Raw genomic sequence first — 26,828 nt, forward strand, 5'->3', positions numbered from 1 at the left:
GAAGGACACTAGCCGCTAGGGTGCTGGAGCTGGACAGTTATCTATGTTCAAACTTTTATACTTATTTTATTATAAGGATGAGGAGCTTCATCCATTTTCTCGTTTAAAAATGAGGTGTTAAATTGTCTGAAAAATATTGGGTTCCAGCCATTGAACGAACCAACTTAGTTATTGGTTTAATTGCCAAAGAACCAGGGAAACACAGATTAATAGATATTTCAAAATCCTTGAATATTAATAAGAGTACGATGTTTTCACTTTTAAATACCCTCGAAATCCTCGGGTGGATTGTAAAAGAAAAAAGCGATACCTACACATTAGGACCAACTTTGGGTGGATATAGTGCGGCATACTTTCGTAATTTCAATTTTCTAGAAACCTTTCATAAAGAAGCGGCCATATCAGTAAAAAGACTAAATGAAACGGTACAAATGGGTACGCTTCACGGTACCAATATTGTTTACTTAGCAAAAGAAGAAAATGATTCCCGCGTCCGCTTAGTGACGGATCCAGGAATGCAGTTCCCCGCTCATGCTACAGCGATTGGAAAAATCCAATTAGCTCAATATAGACATGAAGAGCTTGTGGAACTCTATTCAGGAAGAGAATTAGAGCAAAATACTCCTTATACAGTAAAAAATATCGATGGACTCTGGGAACAAATAGCTGCCGCCAAACAACAGGGATATATTTGCGAAGAGCAAGAAGCTTCACTTGGATTTTATTGCGTATCCGCACCTATTTACAATTATGAAAATAAGCTGATTTATGGGATTAGCTTTACGATGCTAGAAAGCAGCTGGAAAATCAAAAAAGAACAAGCCATCACTGAAATTATTGATTTAGCCGGACGGATTTCGAAACATGCTGGGTATCAGCAATCTGGGCATAGAGATGGCATTATTCCGAACGCAGTCGATTAAAAACAGAAATTTAAAGCGGTGAGGTTGCTGTTATCATTGATTAAGCTAGCTTCGCGCATTAAACTTTTACTACTTTTACAATGATAAAATCATGTAAATTGTAAGGGGGATATCCATGATTACCTACCCATATTTAAAAAAGGGGGCAACGATTGGAGTCACCGCACCTTCATCGGGTGTGCCATCACCATTACATGATGTTCTTAAACTTGCATGTAGTCGGATGGAACAAAGAGGGTTTCGAACAGACATTGGTGAAACTACTTGGACCCAGGACAAAGCTAAATCAGCCCCAGCACTAACACGAGCAGATGAATTCAATGGTATGATGACCGACAGTGGTATTGACATCATCATTCCACCTTGGGGCGGCGAATTACTGATTGAAACTCTTGAACATATTAACTTTGAAAATCTGACAAACAAATGGGTTTTAGGCTACTCAGATATAAGTGCCTTGCTACTGGCCATCACCCTAAAGACCGGCATCGCTACAGCACATGGGACAAATTTAGTAGATTTACGAGGGGAGTTTATCGACAAAACAACAGCCATGTGGGAGTCTGTATTGACGCTGAATTCAGGGGAATCTATTCTTCAATATTCCTCAGAAAAATACCAAAAGGAATGGCAGCACGCTAACCCTTCTCCTTGTGTGTTTCATTTAACTGAACAAACTGTTTGGAAAACCATTGGACATTATCCAGTAAAAATTGAGGGTCGTCTACTCGGTGGATGTATTGATATTATTAGACATCTAATTGGGACACCCTTTGGTGATGTAGCGAACTTTAGAAATCAACATATCAATGGGGAGTCTGTTATCTGGTATTTAGAGAATTGTGAACTGAGTACGACTGATTTACGAAGATCGTTGGTACAAATGAAGTTAGCTGGATGGTTTGAAAATTGTTCAGGTCTGATGTTTGGTCGTAGTGAAGCCAATAAGCCTGTGGACAATTATACGGTGGAAGATGTATATCAAGACCTTGCCGTGGAACTTGGCATTCCCATTATATATGACATTGATTGTGGCCATCTCCCACCGCAGATTACTTTTATTAACGGTGCTTATTCAGAGGTAGAAGTCTCAGACGGGAAGGGAACTGTTTTACAATATTTTCGATCATGAATATAAATGGGTTATGGAGTGAAATTTATGAAATACAAGATTATCGAAAGAGACAGCTTCCAAGTTATTGGTGTCAAGCGTGAGATTTCATATAAAAATGGGGAGAACTTAACGGAGATTCCCAAATTGTGGACTGAAGTTCATGCAGACGGAACCAACGATTTATTAATCAAGTTAAATAATGGGGAAATTAAGGGGGTCTTAGGGGTATGTGTTAATAAGCCAGATACAGAGGCGCAATTAATGGATTACTGGATTGCTACGGAACATAAAGGGATTATACCAGACGGTTTATTAAGTCTGGAGCTGCCCGCTTCCAAGTGGGGGGTATTTGAAGTTCACGGCGCAATGCCTGAAGCAATCCAAAATGTGTGGGAACAAATTTACTCTGAATGGTTTCCCTCTGGCCATTACACGCATGCTGGGACGCCAAATTTAGAAGTCTATTTAGAAGGAGATCCTTGGAGCCCTGATTACTACTCAGAAATTTGGATTCCTTTAAAATAAGGAAATTTCTTAATCAGACATTTGATTAGTTTTTAACCAAATATTAATTAATGATTAATATCTAGTTCATAATTTATTAATAATCTGGTGTTATAGTACAAGGTAGAGGGGATAGCACGCGTGGCTATCATGGTATTAGGCGTAGGCGGAGCCGATACCTTAGGAAGAGCACCAGTAAAACAGTTGCTCCCTTAAAAATAATTTTAATCTACCGATGAATACAAGACAATTATGCTAACAAGGAAGTGCACCTCTTCAAAGATAAGAGGTGTTCTTTTTGTTTAAAAAAGCTCGTTTTTAGCGGTTTGTTGCTTTATACAAAAATATTTACCTTATTCGTTACCATATACTTATTTTTTCACCCATAACGGGCACAAATAACCTTTATTCGTTACCTTTGAGGAGTTTTTCCAACAGTGACGGGCATGAATAGCCTCTTATCGTTACTGTGTACCAGATTTTTCACCTCTAATGGTCACGAATAGCTTATAGTAGTAATTGACCATTATTCAAAAAATAGAAACGAACAATTAAAACGGCTAGAGGAAACAAGATACAAAAAAGCTTGGGGACAGTTCATCCCCAAGCTCTCATTATTTACCGATAAATTCCTGTGTCCAGTAATTACCTTGCGCCACATATCCGACGCCAATATAATTGTAATTCGGACTTAAGATATTCTTACGGTGGCCTTCACTATTCATCCAAGCTTTGACCACTTCTTCAGGGGTTCGCTGGCCCATCGCAATATTTTCACCTGCATAGCGGTACGAAATTCCGTATTTTTTCATCATATCAAATGGTGAACCGTATGTTGGGCTTGTATGACTGAAGTAGCCATTTACTGACATGTCACGAGACTTTTCATGAGCCATTTTGCTAAGTGTTGTATCCACTTTAAGCGCTGGCAAACCATTTTTCGCCCGTTCTTGATTGGTCAGATCGACCAATTTTTGCTCATAAGCACTCACGGTACTTGTTGTTTGTGTTGGGCTAGGTTGCTTCACAGCCTCCGGTTCTGGTGCGGTAGTTTGAGCAGGCTCCTGTGTTGGCACCGCTTGAGTTGGTTGAGTCGAAACCGGCTGTTTTACGGTACTTTGAGAAAATGTAAATCCTAAACTAGCAAGATATTTTTCGATGATGCTATTAATCTCATTCATATTAGTCCCTTGGTATACATAAACCTTTTCCGGACTATTTGTTGCAGCAAAGGCTTTATTTAAGAGTGGATTCGACATCAGTACCGCTGCCACAGCTGCCACAGTAAGAATTGTTTTTGTCTTCTTCATCGTTTCTTCCTCCTATTTTGACAATTTGCCGTTTTTACACAAATCAATCGTACCATACGATTTTTGTCATAATTGAGGAAGAATTTTACATTCATAAAAGTCGGTTATTCTTTCAAATCTAGTAATCTACCGATACTCTAAGTCTCCCAAGTCTATCAAAAAAATGAATTCCCTCTTTAACTCCTCCTAATTAACGGTACTATTACCAAAAATTATAAAGAAAAATACTATTGACAACTATCCAATTGGGCAACAATCTTAACAAATATTTCAGAAAAGTAACTAATCTTACAATTATTTTATTAAAACTGGGGTAATTGCTTCATTCCCAGTTAAGACACTTACCATATTATCTGCAGCTAACTCTGCCATCCTCATTCTCGTTTTCAAACTGGCACTGCCAATGTGCGGCAGTGTGACTACATTTGGCAGGGATAATAAAGGATGATCGATAGGCACGGGTTCTTGTTCGAACACATCCAACCCAGCACCCCAAATCTCCCTTGTCTTCAATGCATGATATAATGCTTCCTCATCAACAAGGCCACCCCGAGCCGTATTGACCAAAATGGCATTTCTTTTCATAAATGACAATTCTTCTTTACCAATTAAATGATGTACCTCAGGACTGTACGGCAAAAGAAGGCAAACGAAATCGGATTGCTGTAACAAGTCCTTCATGTCCCGGTAATGGATCCCCAGCTCTACTTCTTTTTCTGGTTTCCGAGTCCGATTATAATACAGAACATTCATATCAAAGCCCTTTGCCCGTTTGACAAGGGCTTCGCCAATTCTTCCTAAACCAATAATCCCTATCGTTGCCCCAAAAATATCCTGGCCTGTCATTTGCATCAGGGACCAGGCTCCCCACTCCCCACTGCGCAAATAATCCGAACCTTCCACCACTCTTCGTGCTGCCGCCATTAACAGGGCAAAGGTTAGATCGGCCGTCGTTTCAGTTAATACACTAGGTGTATTGGTGACAACCATTCCCTTCTCATTTGCAGCCTGCACATCGATATTATTATAGCCAACAGCAACGTTACTAATGACCTTCAACTGTCTAGCTTTATTCAGTACCTCTTCATCAATCTTTTCTGTTAATAGACAGATAAGTCCGTCTACCTCTTCTATTTCTCTTAATAAAACTTCCCTCGGAACAGGAACATCCTCTTCAGACCACATTTTCACATTAAAACGACTTGAAAGCTTATCGACAATTTCCTCCGGTAGTTTTCTTGTGATATAGACGGTTCTTTTCAAATCTCCCTCCACCCTTTCTGTATGACGGACCAATGATTAAGATGTAAACAATTCCAAGAATTTCTCAATTACAATCGATGATGTCCCTAATGCAGGCGCATTTTTTCCTAAGGAAGAAAGTAATAACTCATGATTGTTAGTAAGTTTGTCATTACCCCTTGATGAAATAGAATTTCTAATCGAATTCAAAACCATAGGCAGTGCTTCGACAATATCATTTCGGATGATAACCGCTTGCGGGTTAAATGTATTTAAGATACTGGTCAATCCAATCCCCAGGTAAAAGCCAAAATTTTGTAATGCCATTAAGGTATCAGGGTCATTTTGGTTTGCTTGGTGAATCAGTTCCTGACTAGATGTAATAGCCCCGTTACCCTGGAGTAACGCTTTTTCAGAGGCGTATAATTCCCAGCAGCCTCGATTTCCACAACTGCATTTGAGACCATTAAAATCGATGGTTAGATGACCCATCTCCCCTGCAAAACCATTAACCCCGCGATATAAATCATTATTAATCACAATGCCGATCCCGATTCCGGTCCCGACACTAACGTATATTAAGTTTTGATAATTTTTGGCTGCCCCAAAGACTTTTTCACCATAAGCACCTGCATTGGCTTCATTTTCAATAAACACAGGTACCTTAAATTCCTTTTCAATCAGCGCTTTTAAATCAAGTTGATAATTCCAGTCGATGTTTGGGGTAAACGCGACCTTTTGCTCCGTATTAACCAGCCCCGGTACACAAATACCAATGCCAATTAATCCATAAGGTGAATCTGGGATTTTACTATTGAGTTCTTTTATCAAAGAAAATATAAGATCTTTGTTGCTATCAAGGGATGGTTTCTCTAAATGATGATACTGGTCTTGGACAATATTTCCTTTTAAGTCAGTTAAAATACCATTGATAGAGTCAACGCCGATATCAATTCCGATTGAATATCCAGCATTTTTATTAAAAACCAGCATGACTGGTTTTCTTCCCCCGCTTGATTGTCCTTGTCCGATTTCAAAAATAAGGTTCTTTTCTATTAAGGTATTTACCTGGGAAGAAACAGTCGATTTATTTAATCCTGTTATTTCAGATAACCTCGCCCTAGAAATAGGAGAATTGGCAACGATTTCATTTAACAGTACTTTTTGATTCATTTTCTTAACTAACATTTGATCTGCGATAATCATTAACTTGCCCCCGTTTGTATAATGAAACAATTAAGTTCTATTGACTTTTTGTTGTTTAATTACATTATAAATCAACATCTGGTGAAATTATACTTAAAAAATTCAAAAAAACTATTGATTAAAGCGCTTTAATTTTATAAGATGTAATCAGATTTAAGTTAGTTTATCCAAACAACAAACTAACACCATTTGATTTTGGTTAAAGTTACATAGTTTTGAACATCATTAAATTTCAGGAGGAATAAACATGGTTCAAACATTGAAGAATACCTATTTTGGAAGCGTAAACAAGGTAGCTTATGAAGGGAAGGATTCTAAAAATCCATTAGCATTTAAATATTACAATCCTGAAGAAGTTATTGGCGGAAAAACAATGAAAGAAATCCTACGTTTTTCAGTTGCTTACTGGCACACCTTCACAGCCGATGGTACCGACCCATTTGGTGCTGCAACAATGGAAAGACCATGGAATCATCACTTCACTGGAATGGATTTAGCCAAAGCTAGAGTCGAAGCATCCTTTGAACTTTTTGAAAAACTAGGTGTCCCATTCTTTGCTTTCCACGATCGTGATATTGCACCAGAAGGCAGAACCTTAAGCGAAACAAATAAAAATTTAGATATTATTATAGAGATGATTCAAGATTACATGAAAACAAGTAACACAAAACTATTATGGAACACGGCTAACATGTTTACGAACCCACGCTTTGTTCATGGTGCAGCTACTTCTTGCAATGCTGACGTGTTTGCTTATGCAGCAGCCCAAGTGAAAAAGGGCTTAGAAACTGCCAAACTACTTGGCGCAGAAAACTATGTATTCTGGGGCGGCCGAGAAGGGTATGAAACCTTATTAAATACTGACTTAAAATTAGAGCTTGATAACCTAGCAAGATTTATGCATATGGCTGTTGATTATGCAAAGGAAATTGGCTTCAACGGTCAATTCTTAATTGAGCCAAAACCAAAAGAGCCTACTACCCACCAGTATGATACGGATGCAGCTACAACGATTGCGTTCTTAAGGCAATACGGTTTAGAGGATTACTTTAAATTGAACCTTGAAGCGAACCATGCCACCCTTGCTGGACATACATTTGAGCATGAATTACGTGTGGCAAGAACTAGCGGCCTTCTTGGTTCTGTGGATGCAAACCAAGGAAATCCTTTACTTGGCTGGGATACTGACGAATTCCCTACTGATTTATATTCTACAACCCTAGCAATGTATGAAATTCTTCAAAACGGCGGGCTTGGTCGGGGCGGCCTGAACTTTGATGCCAAAGTAAGAAGAACGTCCTTTGAAGCAGAAGACCTCTTCAATGCACATATAGCTGGAATGGATGCTTTTGCAAGAGGCTTAAAAGTGGCTCATAAATTAATCGAAGACCGCGTGTTTGAAAATGTGATTGCCGAGCGTTACAGCAGCTTTACCAATGGAATTGGCTTAGATATTGTTCAAGGCAGAGCCAACTTCCACACACTTGAGACATATGCTCTCAACAATGACACCATAAAAAATGTTTCTGGTAAAACGGAACACTTGAAAGCTTTATTAAACCAATATTTATTGGAAGTCTAATCATATAAGTCAACGATGGCCTTTATTTCTAATGGACCCGTCAACTGATATAAGCCAATTGTAGTTGCGGGTCTATTTTGGGAATATTTTTCACAGAAGTAATTTCCGAGTTTTCCATTCCACAATAAAAGGAGGATAAAGACGGATTTTAGGATGAGTATTATACCAACCTACATAGTACATTTGAAAGCGCTCTATTAATAAATTGGTATAATTTCATCCAAAAGGACACCCGTCTTTAACATTTACGATGGAGCAAAAAAAGAACTCGCTTTATCTATTTGGAATTACACTAGTAGCCGCGATAGGCGGCTTGCTTTTCGGCTACGATACGGCCGTTATTTCTGGTGCGGAGGAATCATTACAAATCTATCTAATCGATAGTCTTAATTTAGGGGCATTTATTCATGGAGCAACCATTTCTAGTGCATTAATAGGCTGTATTATTGGCGGTTTTATTTCCGGTCAGTTTGCCTCGAGGTTTGGCCGGAAGAATTCACTTATCATTGCCTCTATCTTTTTCTTAGTATCATCCCTAGGGGCAGCTTATCCTGAGTTTCTGTTTTTCGAAAAAGGAGAACCCTCAATTGGCTTGTTAATCGCGTTTAACCTTTATCGAATCTTAGGAGGAATTGGGGTCGGTTTGGCCTCAGCTGTGTGCCCAATGTATATTGGAGAAGTGGCTCCCGCAAATGTCCGGGGCCGTTTGGTATCCTTTAACCAATTTATGATCATTCTAGGAATGCTCGTTGCGTATTTCGTTAACTTTTCAATTTCGAGTGGAGAAAGTCAAGCATGGGTCAATGATGTTGGCTGGAGATATATGTTTGCATCTTGTGGTGTACCGGCATTATTATTTGGGGTATTCTTACTGATGGTCCCTGAAACACCTCGTTATTTATCATTGAAAAATCAAGATGACAAAGCTCTTGCCATCCTTTCAAAAATTAATGGGTCTTCCGCTGCAAAAGCGATTTTGCAACAAATTAAACAAACGGTCGATGCTTCTTCTGAAAAACTATTTACTTACGGTAAAGCTGTGATCATTATTGGAATCTTGCTTTCTGTGTTTCAACAGTTTGTCGGTATTAATGTTGCCTTGTATTATGCACCACGGATTTTTGAAAGCATGGGAGCGGGTAAAGATGCCTCGATGCTGCAGACAACGGTTATGGGCGTAATTAACGTCGTTTTTACGCTTGTCGCTATTATGACTGTTGACAAATGGGGCCGTAAACCATTATTAATTGTAGGTTCGATTGGGATGGCAATTGGTATGTTTGGGGTATCTAGTTTGGCCTATTTCGATGTAATCGGTGTGAGCACGTTAGTCTTCATTATCGTTTATACTGCTTCGTTTATGATGTCCTGGGGTCCAATTTGCTGGGTATTGATATCTGAAATCTTTCCTAATAATATCCGTGGACGCGCGGTTGCTATTGCGGTTGCAGCACAATGGGCGGCTAACTATTTAATTTCCTCTACGTATCCAATGATGATGGAATTTAGTGGTGCTGTCACCTATGGCTTTTACGGATTAATGAGTGTTCTTTCCGCCATTTTCGTTTGGAAATTTGTACCGGAAACAAAAGGAAAGACCTTGGAGGAAATGGAAGGAACTTGGAGAAAGTCAGCTTAAATTTATTATTAGACGCTATCCTTTGCACAAACAAGAAGGATGGCGTTTGTTTATAGAAGGCCAAATTTAGTAAAAAGGTGAGGGAAATCAATATGAAATATGTTATTGGAGTAGATTTAGGTACCAGCTCTGTTAAAGTCCTTCTCGTTAACCAAGAAGGCGATGTTCATTATTCAGTCTCAAAGGACTATCCGCTCATCCAGCAGCAGCCAGGATACAGCGAACAAAATCCAGAGTATTGGGTCCAACAAACGATTGCCGCCTTAAAACAGTTGGTTCGTGACGCAAATGTACACCCCAACGATATCGAAGGGCTAAGTTTTTCCGGTCAAATGCATGGATTAGTCCTGCTTGATGAAAACCATCACGTAATTAGAAATGCAATTTTATGGAATGACACAAGAACGACTCCGCAATGCAAAAGTATCGATCAGCAACTAGGTGGTAAGCTGCTGGAAATTACCAAAAACCCAGCATTAGAGGGCTTTACCTTGCCAAAGATTCTCTGGGTGAAGGAGAATGAGCCTGCTTATCTGGAAAAAACAAACGTTTTCTTACTTCCAAAGGATTATCTCCGCTATCGGTTAACTGGAGCAATCCACATGGATTACTCAGATGCCGCAGGTACGCTTATGTTGGATGTCGTTAATAAATCGTGGAGTACGGATATTCTTCGCACCTTTGAAATTCCTGCTGCCATCTGCCCCCCATTAGTGGAAACGGAAGATTTCGTTGGGACAATTTTGCCGGAAATTGCTACATCAACGGGGTTATCTTCAGCAACAAAAGTGTTTGCAGGTGGTGCAGACAATGCATGCGGTGCAATTGGGGCAGGCATTTTATCGGAAGGAATCGCTCTTTGCAGTATCGGAACCTCAGGAGTTTTTCTTTCCTATGAGAACGATAAAAATAAAAATTACGGCGGTAAAGTTCATCTATTCAATCACGGTCAGAAAGACTCCTACTATACAATGGGTGTCACACTAGCTGCTGGATATAGCTTGACCTGGTTTAAAGAAACGTTCGCTAAGGAGCAATCGTTCGACAGTCTATTAAATGAAGCAGCTTCATCGTCAATTGGAGCAAATGGGCTTATTTTCACTCCTTTTTTGGTGGGTGAACGGACACCCTATGCCGATGCAAAGATAAGAGGAACGTTTACTGGTATTGATGGCTCTCACCAAAAAGGTGATTTTACCCGCGCTGTCATTGAAGGAATTGTCTTCTCGATTAATGAGAGTGTTGAAATCTTCCGCAATTATGGAAAAAATATTGATTCCGTTATTTCGATTGGGGGCGGTGCGAAGAGTGAATTATGGTTACAAATTCAAGCCGATGTTTTTAACGCACGCGTCGTGAAGCTGCAAAATGAACAAGGGCCTGGCATGGGGGCAGCGATGATTGCGGCATCTGGTTTGGGTTGGTTCTCCTCTCTTCAAGCATGTGCCGATGTATTTATTAAAGCCGATAAAGTCTATGAACCAAAATCAGAAAATGTTCAGCGCTATAAGGAATTCTACCAAGTATATAAAGATGTATATCCGCATACTGTTGCCATCAACCATCAATTGTTTGATCTCCGTCATGGGAATAAATAAGGCTTGATGCCTCCGTAAAGCGAACAGTGCCTGGCACTGTTCGCTTTTTCACCGTTGTTTAAAAGGGTATATGGGTGGGTCTAGTTTGATTTTTCGATTAAGTGATATTCTTGAAATGACGGATGAAGACTCTGCTAACCTTTTGATTTCATTTGCGGGTATTTCCATCGACACACCGTTTAAGGCAGTCGTATATTTGTGCCTTATTTTATAGGGAGTCTGGTTCTTATCTAATAACTCCAGTAGTTCCTTTTGAAACATGCGGTGACTTTCTTCTACTTGTTCCTGCGCTTCCTCCAACGTTAAGGGAATTCCCTTTGCTTCTGCTTCAATTACTGCTACTTTAGCTGGTTTAGTTTTGAATTCAATGATAATTGAGATGGTTTGCTTGCTGGAAAGGTCAATGGCAGGGTCAATATGAACGGATGGATTCATCGTTTCTTTCACCTCAATCTCATTATTGGCGGGAGGAGTGTTTTTAAGAACGCATCCACTCATACTAATGAAAATAGCTGTTGCTAAAAGCGCTCCACTATAACAATTCTTCATCATTCTTACTTCTCCTTTAATGCCCAAAATAGTTAATGGTTGATTTTTACCTTATTCCAGTTTATAACATAAGAAGAGATGCCCCCTGCTGTATATAGCAGTTGAGCAAACACAGAGAATTTGATTAGAAAATAGGGGGGATTCACATGAAGGGAAAATGGTGTCTTATCTTGACGATGCTCATTTTTGGAAGCATCGGGGTCTTTGTAAAAAAGATTGATCTATCTTCCAGTGAAATTGCTTTTTTAAGAGGTGTCATCGGAAGTGTATTTTTGCTTATTGCTAGTTTCCTTGTCAAACATAAGCCCTCTCTCCAAGCATTGAAAGCAAACGCTGTACTGCTTTTATTATCTGGAGCAGCAATTGGACTGAATTGGATTTTTCTGTTTGAGTCCTTTCGATATACGACAATCTCCAACGCCACGATTAGTTATTACTTTGCGCCGATTTTTGTCATGATTTTAGCTCCATGGGTACTGAAAGAAAAACTGACGAGTACAAAGGTCATTTGTATCGTAATGGCCATGATCGGTCTATATTTAATAGTGAATCCCGGATCTGGCGGTACTAGTGGTTCAATGAATCATACCCTAGGAATTTTCTATGGTCTTTTAGCGGCAGCATTATATGCTAGTGTGATATTAATGAACAAATTCATCAAAGGCTTATCCGGCTTTGAAACCACGTTAGTACAATTAATGGCCGCTGCTTTGGTTCTACTTCCCTACTTACTTTGGAAGGGTCAACTTAATTTTACTGAGTTAAACTCCACTGCGATTCTTTTTATCTTAATCCTTGGGATTGTACATACTGGTTTGGCTTACTTTTTATACTTTACTTCGATCCAAAAATTAAAAGGGCAAACGATTGCTGTCCTTAGCTATATCGATCCGATTTCGGCCGTGATCATTGCTGCGATTTTCCTGGGTGAAGGGATGACAGTGATTCAAATGATTGGCGGTGTACTTGTCCTTGGCTCCACATTCTTAAGCGAAAAACTAGAATTAAAACTTGAAAAAAAAGGCCAGTCTCCCACTACTTCGCCTTAATTGGAGCCTGACCTCATCCTAGAGGACAGTACCTGACACTGTTCGCTTTTTTAATTCGTTTTAAAGGATTGAGAAAAACGGCAGAATGATTATACAAAGGGTGAGGAATAAAACGGCCACTGCACTCAGCTTTTGTTTGCCCTTCCATAAAGAGACAGCAAACCCAAAAGTATATACAGTAATACTAATTAGACTAACAAAGATAAATAAGCCCATTCTTCTACCCTACCTTTTCAGTGCTTTAGTTTGTTTTCCATAATCAATAATTTGAATACTAGGGTGCACACGTATATCCGCATTTAAGTAAGATTTTTGCCAATCAAATTTTTTATATTCCTGAATGGTCCCAAAATACCTTCGTGCATACATGGATAAGGGAAATGGTACTCCTTTTAATTTCGTTTGGGTTTTCTTAAAAAACTTTTCATTTACTTTTTTGAGATGATTAGTCACTTGACTTTTTATTATTTGTTGGTTCCTTTTCTTCGCAATGTCAATCATGGATGGGTTTGACATAATTTCAAGCTTTAATGGGACCGTGATATCAACCTTTAGCCTGGCACTCTTCACATTCATTTTTACTTTATTACTTTTTGTTTTTAAGATTCTTGCCGCGAGCTGTTTCTTTTTATTTGAAAAAGGATCTGGTAAATCAATCAATATATCTTTGATATTCGTGGTATCATCAAGAATATTCACCATACGTGTTTCCTGACCGTTTAGTTTTCCGATCATCATGCCATTCCTGAAAACCGCTGATCCAATAAATTGTGTATCATCAAGCTCCCCTGTGGCATTCACTTGACCCGCCATGTATTCATCTTCCCGATGCTCTTTAGGATTCTTATCCTTTTCGGCGGAAATGAACATCGCTAAAAAAAGTTCAGTCTTTCTATAGGTTGTGTTAAAAAACCGAAATAAGGTCGAGTCCGGAATGAGGCCATTTTCAATCCCATGATTAACCATATATTGAAAGTACTTATGTGGCCTCGTTTCCATTTTCGGCTTATTTTTCAGGAAAAACTCACTTGCATTTTCTTTCGATACGGCTAAATGACTATCCAGTCTAATTTCTTTATCCATTTGGATGTCTGAAAAAGTCTTAATAAAATTCGGATTTTTGGCGTATTCCTCCGAAACAACAAAGATCTTTAATAATTCATAACTAATGGTCCGTGAGATAATCGCATTGGCTGTCCCTTTCGCTGCAATGAAATCATTGGCCTCAAAGGTGATGATTTCTCTAGGCTTTTCTGTAGAACCACCGCCTCCTTGCATACTCCCAACTTCAGGATTAGCCAGTAGCATCGTCACTTTTATTTTCCCTTTATGATTTGAATGATCAATTCCCAGCCCAATTACATAGGCTTTATCTTCCAATTCTTGTTTATCCCAACAGCCTGTTAATATGCAGACAATAAATAGAAACATCAATAATTTACATACTGTTCCTGTTTTTATCACGTTTAAATTCTCCTTTTAACAGTGCCGATAACCATAGAATGATCGAAATGGCAGCAAACGTAGGACCGGCAATAGTTAGGGATAACGCTCTAAATTCTGTGCTCACATTAACGGCTGCTTCAGGTATGCTTCCAATCAATAAATAAATAGTTGCTAGTGATGGTATTATATATTCAATGTCTTTAATTTTAAAAAGACGACCGAACATTAGGGAATTTAAATAGAGAAATGCAGTAAAACGAATAAAAACAGACATTAACCATGTGATAAAAAAAATGATTTCAACATTTGGCAGGAAGGTTCCGAATGAAATAAAACGAATGGCTGTATGGAACGGATAACCTACTCCACCCATACCTATATCAAACAAACATATATAAATAAAAATCGCCGCACTAATTTGGATACTGACATAAACAAAGGCAAACCACGTACCCTTTTTATATTCCTTAATGGATGGAAGATATGGAATGAACATAGTAAACAGAAAAAATTCAGCAAAAAGAGTTACCTTTTGAGAACTTTGATTCAAGATTTCTAACTTACCGGGACCCCAGATTGGAAATATAGATTGGATCGTACTTTGTTGCATACTTAACATTAAAGCAAACCACAAAGAGAAAACGGACAGGTAAATGACAAGGTAGGCAACCGAGCCGATATGTTGAATCCCTTTTCTAGCACCATAGGTACAAACGACCATTAATAGGGCATAGATAATGAGATTCGGTGTGGTTGTAAAATAGAACGTTCGGATAATATTTGAATAGGACCTGCTATCAAACGAAATGGCATAGGAACTTATCAAAAAGATAAGCAGACACACGATAAAACCCAAGTATTTTCCAAGTAACTTTTGAATAACGGAAAATAAATCTTTGTCTTTGTACAGCGTCATGATCTTTAGTAATAAATAAAGCGGAATAAAAAATATCCCCGCCGATAATATCGGAAGCATCCATGATGAGTTATGGACTTTATTAAAAAGAATAGTGGGTGTATCTTCCGTTGCCTTTGCACCCACCATTAAAATGGCAATGGAAATATATTCACGTAGGCCAAGTTTTCCAACCTGCTGCTTCATACTTTTATTCCTTTCTTTGTTTGACCATATCCTTTGGTTTTAAATAACCAGGGCGAAACCGCTCTTTTATTGGAAGATGACGAATAATAAGGTCCTTTGACGATAAGAAATGTGGCGTCATCGGAGCAAGGTAAGGTGTCCCAAATGAATTAAGTGAAACTAAATAAAAGAGAAAGACCATGCATAAGGCAATTAACCCATATACGCCAAGGAGCCCTGCTGAACAAATAAACAAAAGGCGTGTCATACGAATAGCAAAATTTATGCTTAAGTCACTAATAATAAATGAGCTAAGTCCGCTTAAGGCAATGACAATAATGACAATCGGGCTAATGATATTCGCCTGAACAGCAGCTTGACCTAGAATTAAGGCACCAACTATCCCGATGGTTGGCCCAATCGGGGTTGGCACTCGTAATCCAGCTTCTCGAATAAGTTCAAAAGCTATTTCCATCATAAAGATTTCAATGACGGACGGAAAAGGAACACGTTCCCTTGTGCCTGCGAACGCCATTAACAAATCTGGCGGAATCATTCCTACATGATAGTTTGTAATCGCAATATAAAAAGCAGAGGCAAACACAGCGACAAGAAAAGCAAATAGTCTCAACAACCGAATGAAATTACCATAGGGTGCACGCAAGTAATGATCTTCCGGTGAATGCATTAAGGACCAAAAGGTTGTTGGCAGGATCAAGCAGCTTGGTGAATTAGACATTAGTATAACAATATGCCCTTCTTCAATGAATGAAGCTGCCCGGTCTGGACGTTCAGTATATAAGATTGTTGGAAATAGCGACCTTGGTCGTTCTTCTAAATATTGCTCCAGGATACTTAAATCGAGAATTCTATCGATATCAATCGAAGTTAACTTATCTTTTATGGTTTGAAGTATTTCATCATTAGCAAGGTCCTTTTGATAGACAAGAAATACATCGTTTCTAGATCGTTTGGAAATAACTTGAGAATCCACGATTAAATTTTCATTTTTTATTTTTTTTCGAAGTAAGGCAATATTATCAATTACTCTTTCGTTAAAAGCTTCTTTGGCCCCTTTTACAATCACTTCATTATCTGACTTTTCAATGGAACGACCCGTTAGGTTCGTAGTTTCAAATAAATGGCTCTGGATATCACCATCTATAAAGAGTGCTGTCATCCCGCCTGTAATAAATTCCGTAATCTCCCCAATAACAGTGGCTGTTTTTTCGATGGGATATGAAACGATATCTCTAATTTCCCCTGTAGATAGTTCATTTTCAAGCAGCGGTTTCACTATGCTTTCCTGGATTCTTTCCACTTCGACCATTGTACTTATAAAAATAATAAAAGCACGCCGATTGAGTGCACGGATTGTAAACTCACGTACCTTGACATCTGTATTTTTAGGTACACTGAAAATGGACTTAAATGTTGCTAAATTTTTATCATAACTACTGCTAATATCTTGTTTTTTTAGTTCTATATCCTTTACATTTGACTTCTCCACAAATTGTGGTTCAGACTTGTTTTTCTCAAAGAGCATCTTTATGCTCGGTTTTTTCATCATGAACCACCTCCAACTTTTAATAAGTTTGCCAATTTTAGGTGTGCTTATGTATGTGTAACCATTGCTGAAAGCAAATAACTGCTACTTTTATGATTAGGGTGGCTTTTGCTTCACTACCTACTCTCCACTTTCAATTATGGTATACTGTATAAAGTTTGTTTATTGTGGAGGCCAAAGTCGTGGAGTTACTAAAATCAAAAGCAACTACCTATTCGAAATCGTTTTATAATATCTGGCTGATTACAGGAATTGTACTCGTAGCTTTTAATTTGCGCCCTGCTATTACCTCTGTAGGTCCATTAGTCGGAATGATTCAAAAGGATGTGGGACTAGCCCATTGGAGTGCAGGCTTACTAATGAGTTTGCCTTTAATTGTTTTTGCCATTATGTCACCGATAGTCCCAAAGCTTGCCCATCGGATGACAAATGAAATAGCCCTACTAATCGGTTTGTCTTCTCTTTTAATCGGCATTGTCATTCGATCCGTTCCAAATGCGTTTCTTCTTTTCGCTGGAACGCTGTTTATTGGCGTGGGAATTGCGTTTGGAAATGTTCTTTTACCAGCGATTGCAAAGGATAAATTTCCAAAGCACTTCGGCTTAATGACAAGTGTATATTCCACTTCAATGGGTTTAATTGCGTCATTAGCATCAGGCGTTAGTGTTCCTTTAGCAGAAGGAATGAACCTGGGGTGGAAGGGTGCTTTAAACGTTTGGGGAATTCCGGCTGTCGCCGCGATTCTGGTGTGGGGATATTTATCCAAATTTACTCAGGGAAGTCAAAAGGGAATGAAAAGGGTTGGTTCTAACACAAACCTTTGGCGGTCACCGCTTGCCTGGCAAATCGCCATTTTTATGGGTTTTCAATCCTTTTTATTTTATGTAACGATTTCTTGGTTACCTGAAATCTTGCATAGTCATGGATTAAGCATGGAAACAGCAGGCTGGCTCTTGTCCTTTAGCCAAATTGTCGGATTACCAGCGAGTTTCTTAATCCCTGTGATTGCAGGACGTTATCGTTCACAAACGTGGATATCCTTCCTATTAAGCTTGTGTACCGTTTCTGGTTTTCTAGTGTTATGGTTGGGATCATCCTATCCAATTTTAATTGTAAGTATTATTTTGATAGGGATTGGCTTGGGAGGAACCTTTCCTCTGGCTCTAAGCTATATAGGGCTGCGCGCCCGTAACGCCGGGCAAGCGGCTGAATTATCAGGAATGGCTCAATCCACTGGTTATATCCTAGCAGCAGTAGGCCCGATGTTTATTGGATATTTGTTTGATTATACCCATTTGTGGACGATCCCACTGATTACATTAATCATTATCTCTCTAGTCGTTATGCTATTTGGGATGTTGTCGGGGCGGAATCAATATGTTTAGTTTAGTGGGGAAAAAGGTGGCGACCAGTGATAGCACTGGTCGCCATTATTTATTTCTTCCATTGAATCGAGCCGTTATTACTATGAGGATGACTAGTTGACTTTAATCTCTTAAATTCATTTTCTAATTCTGTTAATGATAACTCCGAAAGCTGCTCCTCATTGTTATATATTTTAAAGGAAAGAAGGATATTTATTAACATTTTCCTTCTTTGTTCTACACCCTTCCGAAGAATATGATCCATATCATCCTCTCCCTAATTTAGATTCCCAGTTTAAGAGGTAATGAAAAACAGCCCCTCCCTATTTAGCAATCCAATCCTTTATTTCAAAATCCTTTTTGGCAAACTGCCCTTCCACAAGAAACTTTTTCGTCCCATCTAGTAACTTAAGTCCTTCACTGGACAATGCTTCAGATTTCAAATTATTTAGTGGCAAAGACTCCTTCATGACTTCGACTGGATAACCCACTTGTTCTGATTGGAATTGGTAAAAATCCTCCGGTTTCGTTAATAAATCTGCTAATGATTGTTCACGGACTTCATTCCAAATAGTCAGGAAGTCTGGATTCTTCGATAAAAATTCCTCGGTAACCACGGTGACGGTGCTTCCAAGTAACTCGGGATGATCCTTTGCCTGATCAATTACCGGATATCCTTTTGACTTGATCAGCGGACCGGAGTTTGTCGGAAATGCAAAAGCGGCAATGTCATTCCGTTTTAACGCAGCTTCTGCATCACTTGTGAGCATGTTGACAATTTTAACATCCTTATCCAAGCCCTTTTCTTTGAGTACCCCAGTAAGGTAGCGATACATATACGATCCCAACTGCGTTGCTACGGTCTTTCCCTTTAATTCTTCTAATGACTTTACTCCATTTTTCGGAGTAATTAACCAGACGTTGCTGTTAATGGCCGCCTGATTGATTAACCGTGTCTTGAGTCCGTTTGATCTCCCTACAATCGCAGGAGTATCTCCTAAAATACCAATATCTAATTCTCCTGCCGCAATCGCTTCATTCAATGGAGGCCCATTTGGAAACGCATGAAATTCATAGTTTTCGATGCCGATTTTCTTCAACTTTTCCTGAAGAAGTTTATGTTGAAGCCCCCAGCCCTCCGCACCTGTAGGAATATTATCTTTAGTTGATCCTATATAGCCTATCCTTAATGTGGTCGACTTGGATTTATTAGCCTCCTCTGAGGTCTTAGAAGAAGTACTATTTGTGCACCCCACCGCCAATGTTAAAAGTACCGCTGCCAGTAGGAATCCCATTAATCCTTTTAAAAACGATGTTCGCTTGCTGGTTCTATTCATTAAAAATCCTCCTATTAATGTCCTGGTAATTTGCTCATCATTTGAAACATCTTGTAGGAAGCATCTGAAGCTGCACTTGAACTCTGTCCTTTTCCCCAGCCAAGTTCTCTTCGATAACTTCCCAAAATCCCGCTAACTACAAGTTCTTCCTCATTTACTGCGACTTCCTCTACATTTGGGGAGACGTACATCGCATCAACAGGGCAATACACTTCACACATAAAGCAGGTTTGGCAATCATCCTTACGGGCAATCACGGGAACCTTCCCTTTTTCCTGGTCGAATACGCCTGTGGGGCAGACAGAAACACATAATCCACAGCTTATACATTTTGATTTACTAATGATTTCAATCATCTTCTAACCCCCTCCTCTTGATGCAGCGGCTGATCTGGTTTGACCCATACGTGATCCAGTCCGCCGGTAAGAATTCGATAATGAAAACGCGGATCTTGTTCCTTATAATCCAACCGTTTGTGCATCCCTCGTGTCTCTCGCCGCTCAATAGCCGAAGAATACATCCATCGTGCAGTTGCCGTCATGGCTGTAGCTTCTCTCACTCTGACGACATTAGGATTGTTTGCTAAAATACCTAAACGAATTTCCTCCCAAATGAGGTCAAGCCGCTGTAAAGACGACTGGAGCGTTTTCTCATTTCTAAATAAGTTAATTTCAGTAGGAGTCACCTCGGCACGGACGCTTTCCGTAATTTCAGACAAGACAAAACCTTTTTTATTTGATTTGCTCCAGTTTGCTGAGATGGGTGTCGTCGAAATTCCTGCTACGTTCCGTTTTGATGCATTTGAACCTAGGTTTAGCGCATATTCACCGGCTGCTTCACCCGCCCAAGAACCTGATGACATCGCCCAGGCCGCATTATGACTACCCCCACCAGTAAATCCACCGCAAATAAATTCCCGTGTCGCAGCGTCACCGGCTGCATATAATCCAGGCACCTTCGTTTCACAATTTTCATTGATCAGATGGATGCCACCCGTGCCCCGAACGGTTCCTTCTAATCTCAGAGTTACTGGAAACCGGTCCGTAAACGGATTAATTGTTAACCTGTCAAACGGAACGAAGAAGTTTGGCTGTGCTTTGCGCATCCATTTCTGCATTTGTTCATCTGCCTTATCTAATCTTGCATAGACGGGCTGTGTTTGCAGTGTTTTCGCGATCACCGACCGTCCTCTTTGAGAACCAGCTCCTTCAATGATGGAACCATCCTGATAATAAAAGGTTGCCCATGTATAAAAGGCTGTTTTGGTTACGGATGAAAAAGCTGGAGCAATCGCATAGGCATTTGAAAATTCCATCCCTGATAAGTTGGCGCCCGCTTCAGCAGCCAGTAAATAGCCGTCACCTGTTAAGACATTGGTACCCAATGCCCTACTTAAAAAGGCACACCCGCCGGAAGCAATCACTACGGCTCCAGCCTTTACTTTCCAGCGTTCCCCTGTTTCACTAAAAACCCCAGCGGCCCCGCCCACACCATGTTCATCCGCCAGAAGCTCGAGCGCCGGGCTATGATCCCAAATTTTCACCCCTGCCTTTTTCACCTGCTTTCGCATTAAACGCATATAATCTGGCCCCTGCAAACTTTTCAGATGTTTATGCCCATCTTCATCTAGTGGAAATGGATATCCCCATGTATCTAACTGATTGACATTGCTATAGGTCCGATTTAATACATTTTTCATCCATTTTCTATCCTGCAGATATCCCCCTAGCGCTTCCCTGCTTTTCATCGCTTTTTCCTGTTCCTCTGGGGTTGGATTCACATACCAAACTCCTGTCCCCGATGGCGCCGTCGCACCGCTAGTTCCGCAATATCCTTTATCGACGAGAATGACCCTTGCTCCTTTTGATGCGGCATTAATGGCTGCCCATGTCCCCGATGGTCCTCCCCCAATCACTAGTACGTCAGTCTCTACCTCTCGTTCTCCCTTGGGTTGTTTTCCTACTTGATTACTCAATGCAATTCCTCCTTGTAATTCGAATTTGTGAATACCTTGTATTTCATTGCAATCAGATGGTACGAACCCATTTCGGCAAGGATTCCTGGATGTGGGGTTTGGTTTCCCCCATAACACGGTCAAGGATTAACCTTTCATAATAGACAAATTTGCTATCCTTGATGCGGGGACGATCGAGCGAAATCTCAATATCCATGGTTACTTCCCCCTCCTCAATCAAAAGGACCCGATCTGCTAAAGAAACAGCTTCACTCACGTCATGAGTCACCAGAATGGCGGTAAACCCCTGCTCAAGCCACAATTTTTCGATCAATTGCTGCATTTCAATTCTAGTCAGTGCATCGAGAGCACCAAGTGGTTCATCCAGGAGCAGTAAACGTGGTTCACCCGCTAATGCACGGGCTAACGCAATGCGCTGCCTCTGTCCTCCTGAGAGAACGATTGGCCAATCGTCCGCTCGATTTTCGAGCCCTACTAAGGACAGAGCAGCTTTGGCTTCATCCTTAGACCGCGACTTCGTGCCGATTTGGACATTGGTTAGAACCTTCTTCCATGGCAACAGCCGTGCATCCTGAAACATGATTCTTGAATCCGCGTGATTTCGCATGACGATTTCTTCATCCGCCTGGACTAGCCCATTACTAACCGATTCAAGTCCAGCAATCAGTCGTAGCAAGGTACTTTTCCCGCATCCGCTTCTTCCGACAATGGCCACAAACTCACCCGGTTTAATCGATAGATTAATTTCCTTCAATACCCTGTTTTGACCAAATGATTTTTCAACTTTTGATAGTTCTAGCTTTAATCCAGTTTGGGTTCTCGCCATTTTGTTCACTCTCGCTTTCTTTAAAAATACTTTTTTCGTAACTACTCTTGAAAAAACTCAAGAAATACTATTTTTTGTGTAAAATTACACTCTTTCTTTTGGTAATTTATCGGGCTGCTTCCTTCAATGGGCGAATTCGGGGTTCCAATGAGCGAATTATTGACTTCAACGGGCGAATCTTGGACTTCAATGAGCGAATGTTAAAAGGCAACAATTTTTTAAATAAAAACTTACCGGTTTTTCACATGGTTATAATTAGGGTGCCATTGCAGCCATTGCTTCTCCAAAAACTTAGCAACAGAATCGGATAACTTTCCAAGTAAGGCATATAGTAAAACGCTGACAACCACGATATCCATATGCATAAACTCCCTTGCATTCATCGCCATATAGCCAATCCCTGAATCAGCTGAGATCGTTTCGGCGACGATGAGCGATAACCACATAATTCCTAGGGCATAGCGGAGGCCAACCAAGATAGATGGCAGCGCTCCAGGAAGAATCACCGTAATAATTAAATGGAGCGATTTGAGGCCGTATACTTTTCCCATTTCGATAAGCCCCTTATCAACGGACCTTATTCCATGAAAGGTGTTAAGGTAGATGGGAAACGCAACACCAAGTGCGACAAGGAACAATTTCGATGATTCGCCAATCCCAAACCACAATATGACAATTGGAATGAGGGCTAAGTGTGGAATCGTTCTAATCATTTGAATCGAACTATCCAATAATTTTTCTGAAGTTCTTGATAGACCATTCGCCATCCCAAGCACAAAACCGATACTGCCGCCAATCAGAAATCCGATAAACGCCCGCTTCGCACTTACCCCCATGTTCTCCCACAACACACCATCCTTACTTAACTGAATAAATGCCTGTAATACCTCCAGCGGCGTCGGTAAAATATCTTGGCCAATTAAGCCGATTTGTCCTAACACTTGCCACAGAACTAGGATAAGGATTGGAACCACCCATGTTGACCACTGTTGACCAATTGAATCTCTTAATCGTCTCATTTGAATCAGCTCCTTTTTTTAGATAAAAAAAGAGACTTCTCATTAGTAGGAGAAGTCTCTATGCGAATAGTCGACTATTATATATAAACAAAACTGGAGACACATAAGTTCGTGTCTCCAGTTGTCTGGTAACCTATATTCTTTTATTAATCGGTTCGATTGTGGCTTAATTCTTTCAATTCCGACAATACTCATCTGATTACTTAATAGGATATTAACATCCCATGTTTTAACCTGTCAACAAGTAATTAGAAAATTGTTAATTTTAATTTATTTTTCCCGCAACTTTATCCAATAATGACGCATCGACCGTGGTACCCCTTTTAATTCAAGAAATTCGTTATAAATTAAATGACGAATACGGAATTCAAGATAAAAATCCCCGACCATCTCGTCCATTTCCTGCATGGCTGTACCAACGACTTTTGCAGTTTTGATAAAATCCTTCTGTTGCTGCTGGGAATGCAAATTTTCGATTGTTTTTAAAATAAGAGCATCAAAATAATCTTCGGTAACATTGGTAACTCGTCCATTTTTCCATAAACGAAGGATCTCCTTAGATTGTGCAAGTTCTTCCCACTCTCTTTGGAATTGGATTCGCTCTTGATATGATAAAGGCTCTGTCGATTTTGCTTGTTCTAGCAGGATTTTTAATTGATCGGGATGCAGCATACTGGAGTATATGTTCTCTTTTTTGGAGTCATTATGTTCCGTTGGATTGATTAAAAAAATATCATTATCCTTCTCTTTTAATATTTGAAGGATAAAGCGAAGGCCCGTTTGTTCATTGCCATTATTGGCCGTCCAAATGTAAATCGGAACATATTCAGGAATATCCTCGATTTCTAATAGGGTTTTGGTAAATTGATTTTGTAATTCGTAGTCATCCTGCTCAACGTTAATATTCTCGTTTAACCATTCAAAGCGTGAGTCTTGACCTGCTTTTTGATCCAGCTTCCACAATAGTCCAATCGAGAAAAAACTATCAAAACCAATCACCGTCTTCGGGCGATCCAAGCCGACCCTTAACGCCCCCGCTGTTGATTGGGAAGATACCAGATGAACCGCACCCATTTTCTCATATGAATAGGTATTTCGTTTCCGCTGACTTTGAATGAGCTGATTAATTTTCTCTGCCATGAAGTTGAGATCGTCCTGACGAAGAAAATACCCCCTTCCTACAAGGGGTATATGTGCTTCATGATTAAAACTATCGAAATCAGTTGGGTGTTGAATTTCATACGTTTCCCATTCCCCTTGTTGTGACAATTCTGATGCGGTTAAATAATTTTCCCCTTCAAGTTTATAAACAAACACGACATTCGGCTCCGTGAAAAAATAAATATATGGATAATGTTCACTCGTTATCATTGACTCCACCCCTTTTTCTATGTAATTCCATCAATCTTCTAAAATTCCTCTATATCAATTATTTACCCTCTTTCATTCTTCTAATCAACCTATAAAAAACAATCGAAACAGTAGAAAAAATCTATATTAGTTCTACCTAGCGGTTACCTAAACAGCTTATTTGGGGTTTCGCAAACAAATGTGGTGGTTTCACAAATAAACTGGTTAGTTTCGCAAACAAATTACTTAGTTTCGCAAACAAACACCTTACTTTCGCAAACAAATAAGATTTACAAATTTTATAAAAGAATCGGTCTGCAAAATATGATTTTTTTCTACAAAATTCTGCAGGAATTTTCCAATCCTTTTGAGAATTAGTAAATAAAACTATAAGGAGTGATTATTTTGATAATGAAAGAAAGAACAACTCCATTAATTATCCTGATGTTAGAGGCACTTTTACGGAGACTTCCCAAAAACCATGAAAAACGTCCTCAAATTATGAAGGAACTTTCAAGACGACAGGCTGGATACCACGGAGAAGAATCTCTCGACTACTATTTATCCCGACTCCCTGATAAGACCTATATGATTTTCCACGATTTAAACCTTCCATTTGGGAAATATAACTGCCAAATTGATACCCTTCTTCTTACAAAAAATCTCGCACTTATCTTAGAAACCAAATATATGACAGGGACGTTAACATTCGATTTTGAAAATGGACAATTTTTTCAAACTGTTGACGAACAAAATAAAGGCTACACCGATCCCATCGCACAAGCGGAGATGCATAAGGACTGCATCAAAGAGTTCCTAGCCAAGTATAATTTCCCTTCATTAACAGTTGATTACTTAGTCGTCGTCAGTAATCACTACTCCGTCCTATCCTTTACGGGAAATAATCCAGAAGCAAAACAACGGGTGTGCAAATCCCATCATCTCCTCAAGAAAATCACTATGTTTGAGAAAATGTATACGAATGAAATCCTTTCTGAAAAAGAACTCCGAAAACTTAGCAAACACCTAGTAAAAAAAAATACTCCACCTACCATTCAAATATTAGATAGATTTGATATTAAAAAAGGCGAATTATTGCCAGGCCTTCATTGTCCATTATGTGGGCATCTTCCAATGATTCGTAAGAATAGGAAATGGTACTGTCAGCCTTGTGACACTTTTTCAAGTGATGCGTTAGCATGCGCCCTGCTGGATTATTTCTTGCTCTATGATTCAAAAATAACTAACCTCGAGTTTCGAAATTTTGCTCTAATTAAATCTGTCGATGCAGCAGGGAGACACCTGCGGGCTGCAGGGCTTACTAGCTCTGGAGAGAAAAAGAATCGTTCCTATTCTCCAGACACCATCCCCTGGTAAAATTGGTTTCGCAAATAAAACGGTTGGTTTCGCAAACAAACGGGTAGGTTTCGCAAACAAATTGCTTAGTTTCGCAAACAAATAGAGATCTTTCGCAAACAACTGGCAGTCTCCTCTAAAATAGGTTGGTTTCGCAAACAATTTGCCTAGTTTCGCAAACAAACACCTTACTTTCGCAAACAAACTCCCGACCTAAAGAAAAAAGCAGTGGATCTCAATAAAATCCGCTGCTTTATGTCCAATTTAGTTTTCTCTCTGATGCAACTCAGATATTTTACGGCCCTTTGCAAATAGCGCAGTCAATTTCCCTACTTTTTGTCCTTCACCGCTGCCGCCAAATTTAAAAACGACGATCCCGCCGACGATTACCAGTACACCAATCAACTGATTAGTAGTAAACGGGACTTTATTCAGATCCATCCAGCCCAGAGTGTCACCCAATAAGGCAAACACGAGCTGTGATGTTAGTGCAATCGCGATCGCATAGGTTGGGCCAAGCCGCTTTATTCCGTGAACGAGACAAACGACTACACCTACCCCAATCATCCCGCTGAACCAGAACCACGTCTTCATATTTTCCAAGTGGAATAACTGTCCACCTTCAAAGATAAGACCGAATGTCAGTGAAGCGAGAAATCCCAACCCCAATACTAAGGTTGTCGTTGCCCACGACCCTGCGCGCTCATTGACCTTACTGTTAAAGATATTTTGCAAAGCGACCAATGAACCGGCAATGATTGCAAATAATAATCCTAGAAGCATCCGCTTTC

General features: G+C 39.7%; 24 protein-coding genes. 9 read left to right on the top strand and 15 right to left on the bottom strand.

What is annotated here, in order from left to right:
- The first annotated feature begins 122 nt into the window (after window positions 1–122).
- From V7121_RS16310 to V7121_RS16320, 3 genes are all read left to right on the top strand, one after another.
- Window positions 123–923, top strand: coding sequence for an IclR family transcriptional regulator (locus tag V7121_RS16310; RefSeq protein ID WP_335494341.1), 801 nt, complete (start codon window positions 123–125; stop codon window positions 921–923).
- 115 nt (window positions 924–1,038) lie between these two features.
- Window positions 1,039–2,055, top strand: coding sequence for a S66 family peptidase (locus V7121_RS16315; protein WP_335494339.1), 1,017 nt, complete (start codon window positions 1,039–1,041; stop codon window positions 2,053–2,055).
- Between the two features lie 27 nt (window positions 2,056–2,082).
- The gene (locus V7121_RS16320) at window positions 2,083–2,562 is read left to right on the top strand and encodes a GyrI-like domain-containing protein (RefSeq protein ID WP_335494337.1); all 480 of its coding nucleotides are present in this window, start codon (window positions 2,083–2,085) and stop codon (window positions 2,560–2,562) included.
- 593 nt (window positions 2,563–3,155) lie between these two features.
- Here the strand turns inward: V7121_RS16320 and V7121_RS16325 are convergent.
- From V7121_RS16325 to V7121_RS16335, 3 genes are all read right to left on the bottom strand, one after another.
- Window positions 3,156–3,851 carry a CAP domain-containing protein gene (locus V7121_RS16325; protein ID WP_335494335.1) on the bottom strand — a complete coding sequence of 232 codons (696 nt, stop codon included), beginning with the start codon at window positions 3,849–3,851 and terminating at the stop codon, window positions 3,156–3,158.
- Window positions 3,852–4,145: 294 nt separating this feature from the next.
- Window positions 4,146–5,114 (bottom strand): 2-hydroxyacid dehydrogenase, encoded by a 969-nt coding sequence (locus V7121_RS16330; RefSeq protein ID WP_335494334.1) that lies wholly within the window; start codon window positions 5,112–5,114, stop codon window positions 4,146–4,148.
- Between the two features lie 36 nt (window positions 5,115–5,150).
- The gene (locus tag V7121_RS16335) at window positions 5,151–6,299 is read right to left on the bottom strand and encodes an ROK family transcriptional regulator (RefSeq protein WP_335494332.1); all 1,149 of its coding nucleotides are present in this window, start codon (window positions 6,297–6,299) and stop codon (window positions 5,151–5,153) included.
- Between the two features lie 247 nt (window positions 6,300–6,546).
- Between V7121_RS16335 and xylA the strand changes: the two genes are divergently transcribed.
- The 3 genes from xylA (at window position 6,547) to xylB (ending at window position 11,118) form a co-directional block, all read left to right on the top strand.
- Window positions 6,547–7,881, top strand: coding sequence for a xylose isomerase (gene xylA / locus V7121_RS16340; RefSeq protein WP_335494330.1), 1,335 nt, complete (start codon window positions 6,547–6,549; stop codon window positions 7,879–7,881).
- A 250-nt stretch (window positions 7,882–8,131) separates the two neighbouring features.
- Window positions 8,132–9,520 carry a D-xylose transporter XylE gene (xylE, locus tag V7121_RS16345; protein ID WP_335494328.1) on the top strand — a complete coding sequence of 463 codons (1,389 nt, stop codon included), beginning with the start codon at window positions 8,132–8,134 and terminating at the stop codon, window positions 9,518–9,520.
- A gap of 92 nt (window positions 9,521–9,612) precedes the next feature.
- Window positions 9,613–11,118, top strand: coding sequence for a xylulokinase (gene xylB, locus V7121_RS16350; RefSeq protein ID WP_335494327.1), 1,506 nt, complete (start codon window positions 9,613–9,615; stop codon window positions 11,116–11,118).
- 48 nt (window positions 11,119–11,166) lie between these two features.
- Here the strand turns inward: xylB and V7121_RS16355 are convergent, their stop codons facing one another.
- Window positions 11,167–11,670 carry a protease inhibitor I9 family protein gene (locus V7121_RS16355; protein ID WP_335494325.1) on the bottom strand — a complete coding sequence of 168 codons (504 nt, stop codon included), beginning with the start codon at window positions 11,668–11,670 and terminating at the stop codon, window positions 11,167–11,169.
- Window positions 11,671–11,813: 143 nt separating this feature from the next.
- Here V7121_RS16355 and V7121_RS16360 point away from each other — a divergent pair, with 143 nt between their 5' ends.
- Entirely contained in the window at window positions 11,814–12,716 is a 903-nt protein-coding gene (locus V7121_RS16360; RefSeq protein WP_335494323.1) for a DMT family transporter, read from the top strand.
- Window positions 12,717–12,941: 225 nt separating this feature from the next.
- Here the strand turns inward: V7121_RS16360 and V7121_RS16365 are convergent, their stop codons facing one another.
- Genes V7121_RS16365 through V7121_RS16375 form a run of 3 tightly spaced genes read right to left on the bottom strand, consistent with a single transcriptional unit; the run spans window position 12,942 to window position 16,813 of the window.
- Window positions 12,942–14,180 carry a Ger(x)C family spore germination protein gene (locus tag V7121_RS16365; protein ID WP_335494321.1) on the bottom strand — a complete coding sequence of 413 codons (1,239 nt, stop codon included), beginning with the start codon at window positions 14,178–14,180 and terminating at the stop codon, window positions 12,942–12,944.
- Window positions 14,155–15,264 (bottom strand): GerAB/ArcD/ProY family transporter, encoded by a 1,110-nt coding sequence (locus V7121_RS16370; RefSeq protein ID WP_335494319.1) that lies wholly within the window; start codon window positions 15,262–15,264, stop codon window positions 14,155–14,157. Before V7121_RS16370 ends, V7121_RS16365 begins: the two co-directional genes overlap by 26 nt.
- A gap of 4 nt (window positions 15,265–15,268) precedes the next feature.
- Window positions 15,269–16,813, bottom strand: coding sequence for a spore germination protein (locus V7121_RS16375; RefSeq protein WP_335547227.1), 1,545 nt, complete (start codon window positions 16,811–16,813; stop codon window positions 15,269–15,271).
- A gap of 179 nt (window positions 16,814–16,992) precedes the next feature.
- On the opposite strand from V7121_RS16375, the gene V7121_RS16380 reads away from it, so the two are divergent.
- Entirely contained in the window at window positions 16,993–18,195 is a 1,203-nt protein-coding gene (locus V7121_RS16380) for a CynX/NimT family MFS transporter (RefSeq protein WP_335494315.1), read from the top strand.
- 49 nt (window positions 18,196–18,244) lie between these two features.
- Here the strand turns inward: V7121_RS16380 and fbpA are convergent, their stop codons facing one another.
- From fbpA to V7121_RS16415, 7 genes are all read right to left on the bottom strand, one after another.
- Window positions 18,245–18,439: a Fur-regulated basic protein FbpA gene (gene fbpA / locus V7121_RS16385; RefSeq protein WP_335494313.1), complete on the bottom strand. Its 195-nt coding sequence runs from the start codon at window positions 18,437–18,439 to the stop codon at window positions 18,245–18,247.
- Between the two features lie 58 nt (window positions 18,440–18,497).
- Entirely contained in the window at window positions 18,498–19,511 is a 1,014-nt protein-coding gene (locus tag V7121_RS16390) for an ABC transporter substrate-binding protein (protein WP_335494311.1), read from the bottom strand.
- Window positions 19,512–19,525: 14 nt separating this feature from the next.
- Window positions 19,526–19,867 (bottom strand): 4Fe-4S dicluster domain-containing protein, encoded by a 342-nt coding sequence (locus V7121_RS16395; protein WP_335494309.1) that lies wholly within the window; start codon window positions 19,865–19,867, stop codon window positions 19,526–19,528.
- Window positions 19,864–21,486, bottom strand: coding sequence for an FAD-binding protein (locus tag V7121_RS16400; RefSeq protein ID WP_335494308.1), 1,623 nt, complete (start codon window positions 21,484–21,486; stop codon window positions 19,864–19,866). The genes V7121_RS16395 and V7121_RS16400 overlap by 4 nt, the downstream gene beginning before the upstream one ends.
- A 52-nt stretch (window positions 21,487–21,538) precedes the next feature.
- Window positions 21,539–22,312: an ATP-binding cassette domain-containing protein gene (locus tag V7121_RS16405; protein ID WP_335494306.1), complete on the bottom strand. Its 774-nt coding sequence runs from the start codon at window positions 22,310–22,312 to the stop codon at window positions 21,539–21,541.
- Window positions 22,313–22,542: 230 nt separating this feature from the next.
- A complete protein-coding gene (gene ssuC, locus V7121_RS16410) occupies window positions 22,543–23,331 on the bottom strand; it encodes an aliphatic sulfonate ABC transporter permease SsuC (protein WP_335494304.1) in 789 nt (262 codons plus the stop codon).
- Between the two features lie 270 nt (window positions 23,332–23,601).
- Window positions 23,602–24,702 (bottom strand): DUF1835 domain-containing protein, encoded by a 1,101-nt coding sequence (locus tag V7121_RS16415; protein ID WP_335494303.1) that lies wholly within the window; start codon window positions 24,700–24,702, stop codon window positions 23,602–23,604.
- Window positions 24,703–25,092: 390 nt separating this feature from the next.
- Between V7121_RS16415 and V7121_RS16420 the strand changes: the two genes are divergently transcribed.
- Complete coding sequence (locus V7121_RS16420) at window positions 25,093–26,058, top strand: nuclease-related domain-containing protein (RefSeq protein ID WP_335547257.1); 966 nt, start codon at window positions 25,093–25,095, stop codon at window positions 26,056–26,058.
- A 243-nt stretch (window positions 26,059–26,301) separates the two neighbouring features.
- On the opposite strand, the gene V7121_RS16425 is transcribed toward V7121_RS16420, so the two are convergent.
- Window positions 26,302–26,820 (bottom strand): DMT family transporter, encoded by a 519-nt coding sequence (locus V7121_RS16425; protein WP_335494299.1) that lies wholly within the window; start codon window positions 26,818–26,820, stop codon window positions 26,302–26,304.
- Window positions 26,821–26,828: the final 8 nt, after the last annotated feature.

This window comes from Neobacillus drentensis (genome assembly GCF_036962125.1).
GTDB lineage: Bacteria > Bacillota > Bacilli > Bacillales > Cytobacillaceae > Neobacillus > Neobacillus drentensis_B.

Bases quoted from the DNA above. Each gene is read 5' to 3' on its own strand.
- V7121_RS16370 (WP_335494319.1), bottom strand. From the start codon at position 15,264: ATGAAGCAGCAGGTTGGAAAACTTGGCCTACGTGAATATATTTCCATT.
- V7121_RS16335 (WP_335494332.1), bottom strand. From the start codon at position 6,299: ATGATTATCGCAGATCAAATGTTAGTTAAGAAAATGAATCAAAAAGTA.
- ssuC (WP_335494304.1), bottom strand. From the start codon at position 23,331: ATGAGACGATTAAGAGATTCAATTGGTCAACAGTGGTCAACATGGGTG.
- xylA (WP_335494330.1), top strand. From the start codon at position 6,547: ATGGTTCAAACATTGAAGAATACCTATTTTGGAAGCGTAAACAAGGTA.
- xylB (WP_335494327.1), top strand. From the start codon at position 9,613: ATGAAATATGTTATTGGAGTAGATTTAGGTACCAGCTCTGTTAAAGTC.
- V7121_RS16390 (WP_335494311.1), bottom strand. From the start codon at position 19,511: ATGAATAGAACCAGCAAGCGAACATCGTTTTTAAAAGGATTAATGGGA.
- V7121_RS16425 (WP_335494299.1), bottom strand. From the start codon at position 26,820: ATGCTTCTAGGATTATTATTTGCAATCATTGCCGGTTCATTGGTCGCT.
- V7121_RS16405 (WP_335494306.1), bottom strand. From the start codon at position 22,312: ATGGCGAGAACCCAAACTGGATTAAAGCTAGAACTATCAAAAGTTGAA.
- V7121_RS16415 (WP_335494303.1), bottom strand. From the start codon at position 24,702: ATGATAACGAGTGAACATTATCCATATATTTATTTTTTCACGGAGCCG.
- V7121_RS16360 (WP_335494323.1), top strand. From the start codon at position 11,814: ATGAAGGGAAAATGGTGTCTTATCTTGACGATGCTCATTTTTGGAAGC.
- V7121_RS16320 (WP_335494337.1), top strand. From the start codon at position 2,083: ATGAAATACAAGATTATCGAAAGAGACAGCTTCCAAGTTATTGGTGTC.
- V7121_RS16315 (WP_335494339.1), top strand. From the start codon at position 1,039: ATGATTACCTACCCATATTTAAAAAAGGGGGCAACGATTGGAGTCACC.
- V7121_RS16395 (WP_335494309.1), bottom strand. From the start codon at position 19,867: ATGATTGAAATCATTAGTAAATCAAAATGTATAAGCTGTGGATTATGT.
- V7121_RS16325 (WP_335494335.1), bottom strand. From the start codon at position 3,851: ATGAAGAAGACAAAAACAATTCTTACTGTGGCAGCTGTGGCAGCGGTA.
- fbpA (WP_335494313.1), bottom strand. From the start codon at position 18,439: ATGGATCATATTCTTCGGAAGGGTGTAGAACAAAGAAGGAAAATGTTA.
- V7121_RS16375 (WP_335547227.1), bottom strand. From the start codon at position 16,813: ATGATGAAAAAACCGAGCATAAAGATGCTCTTTGAGAAAAACAAGTCT.
- V7121_RS16355 (WP_335494325.1), bottom strand. From the start codon at position 11,670: ATGATGAAGAATTGTTATAGTGGAGCGCTTTTAGCAACAGCTATTTTC.
- V7121_RS16420 (WP_335547257.1), top strand. From the start codon at position 25,093: ATGAAAGAAAGAACAACTCCATTAATTATCCTGATGTTAGAGGCACTT.
- xylE (WP_335494328.1), top strand. From the start codon at position 8,132: ATGGAGCAAAAAAAGAACTCGCTTTATCTATTTGGAATTACACTAGTA.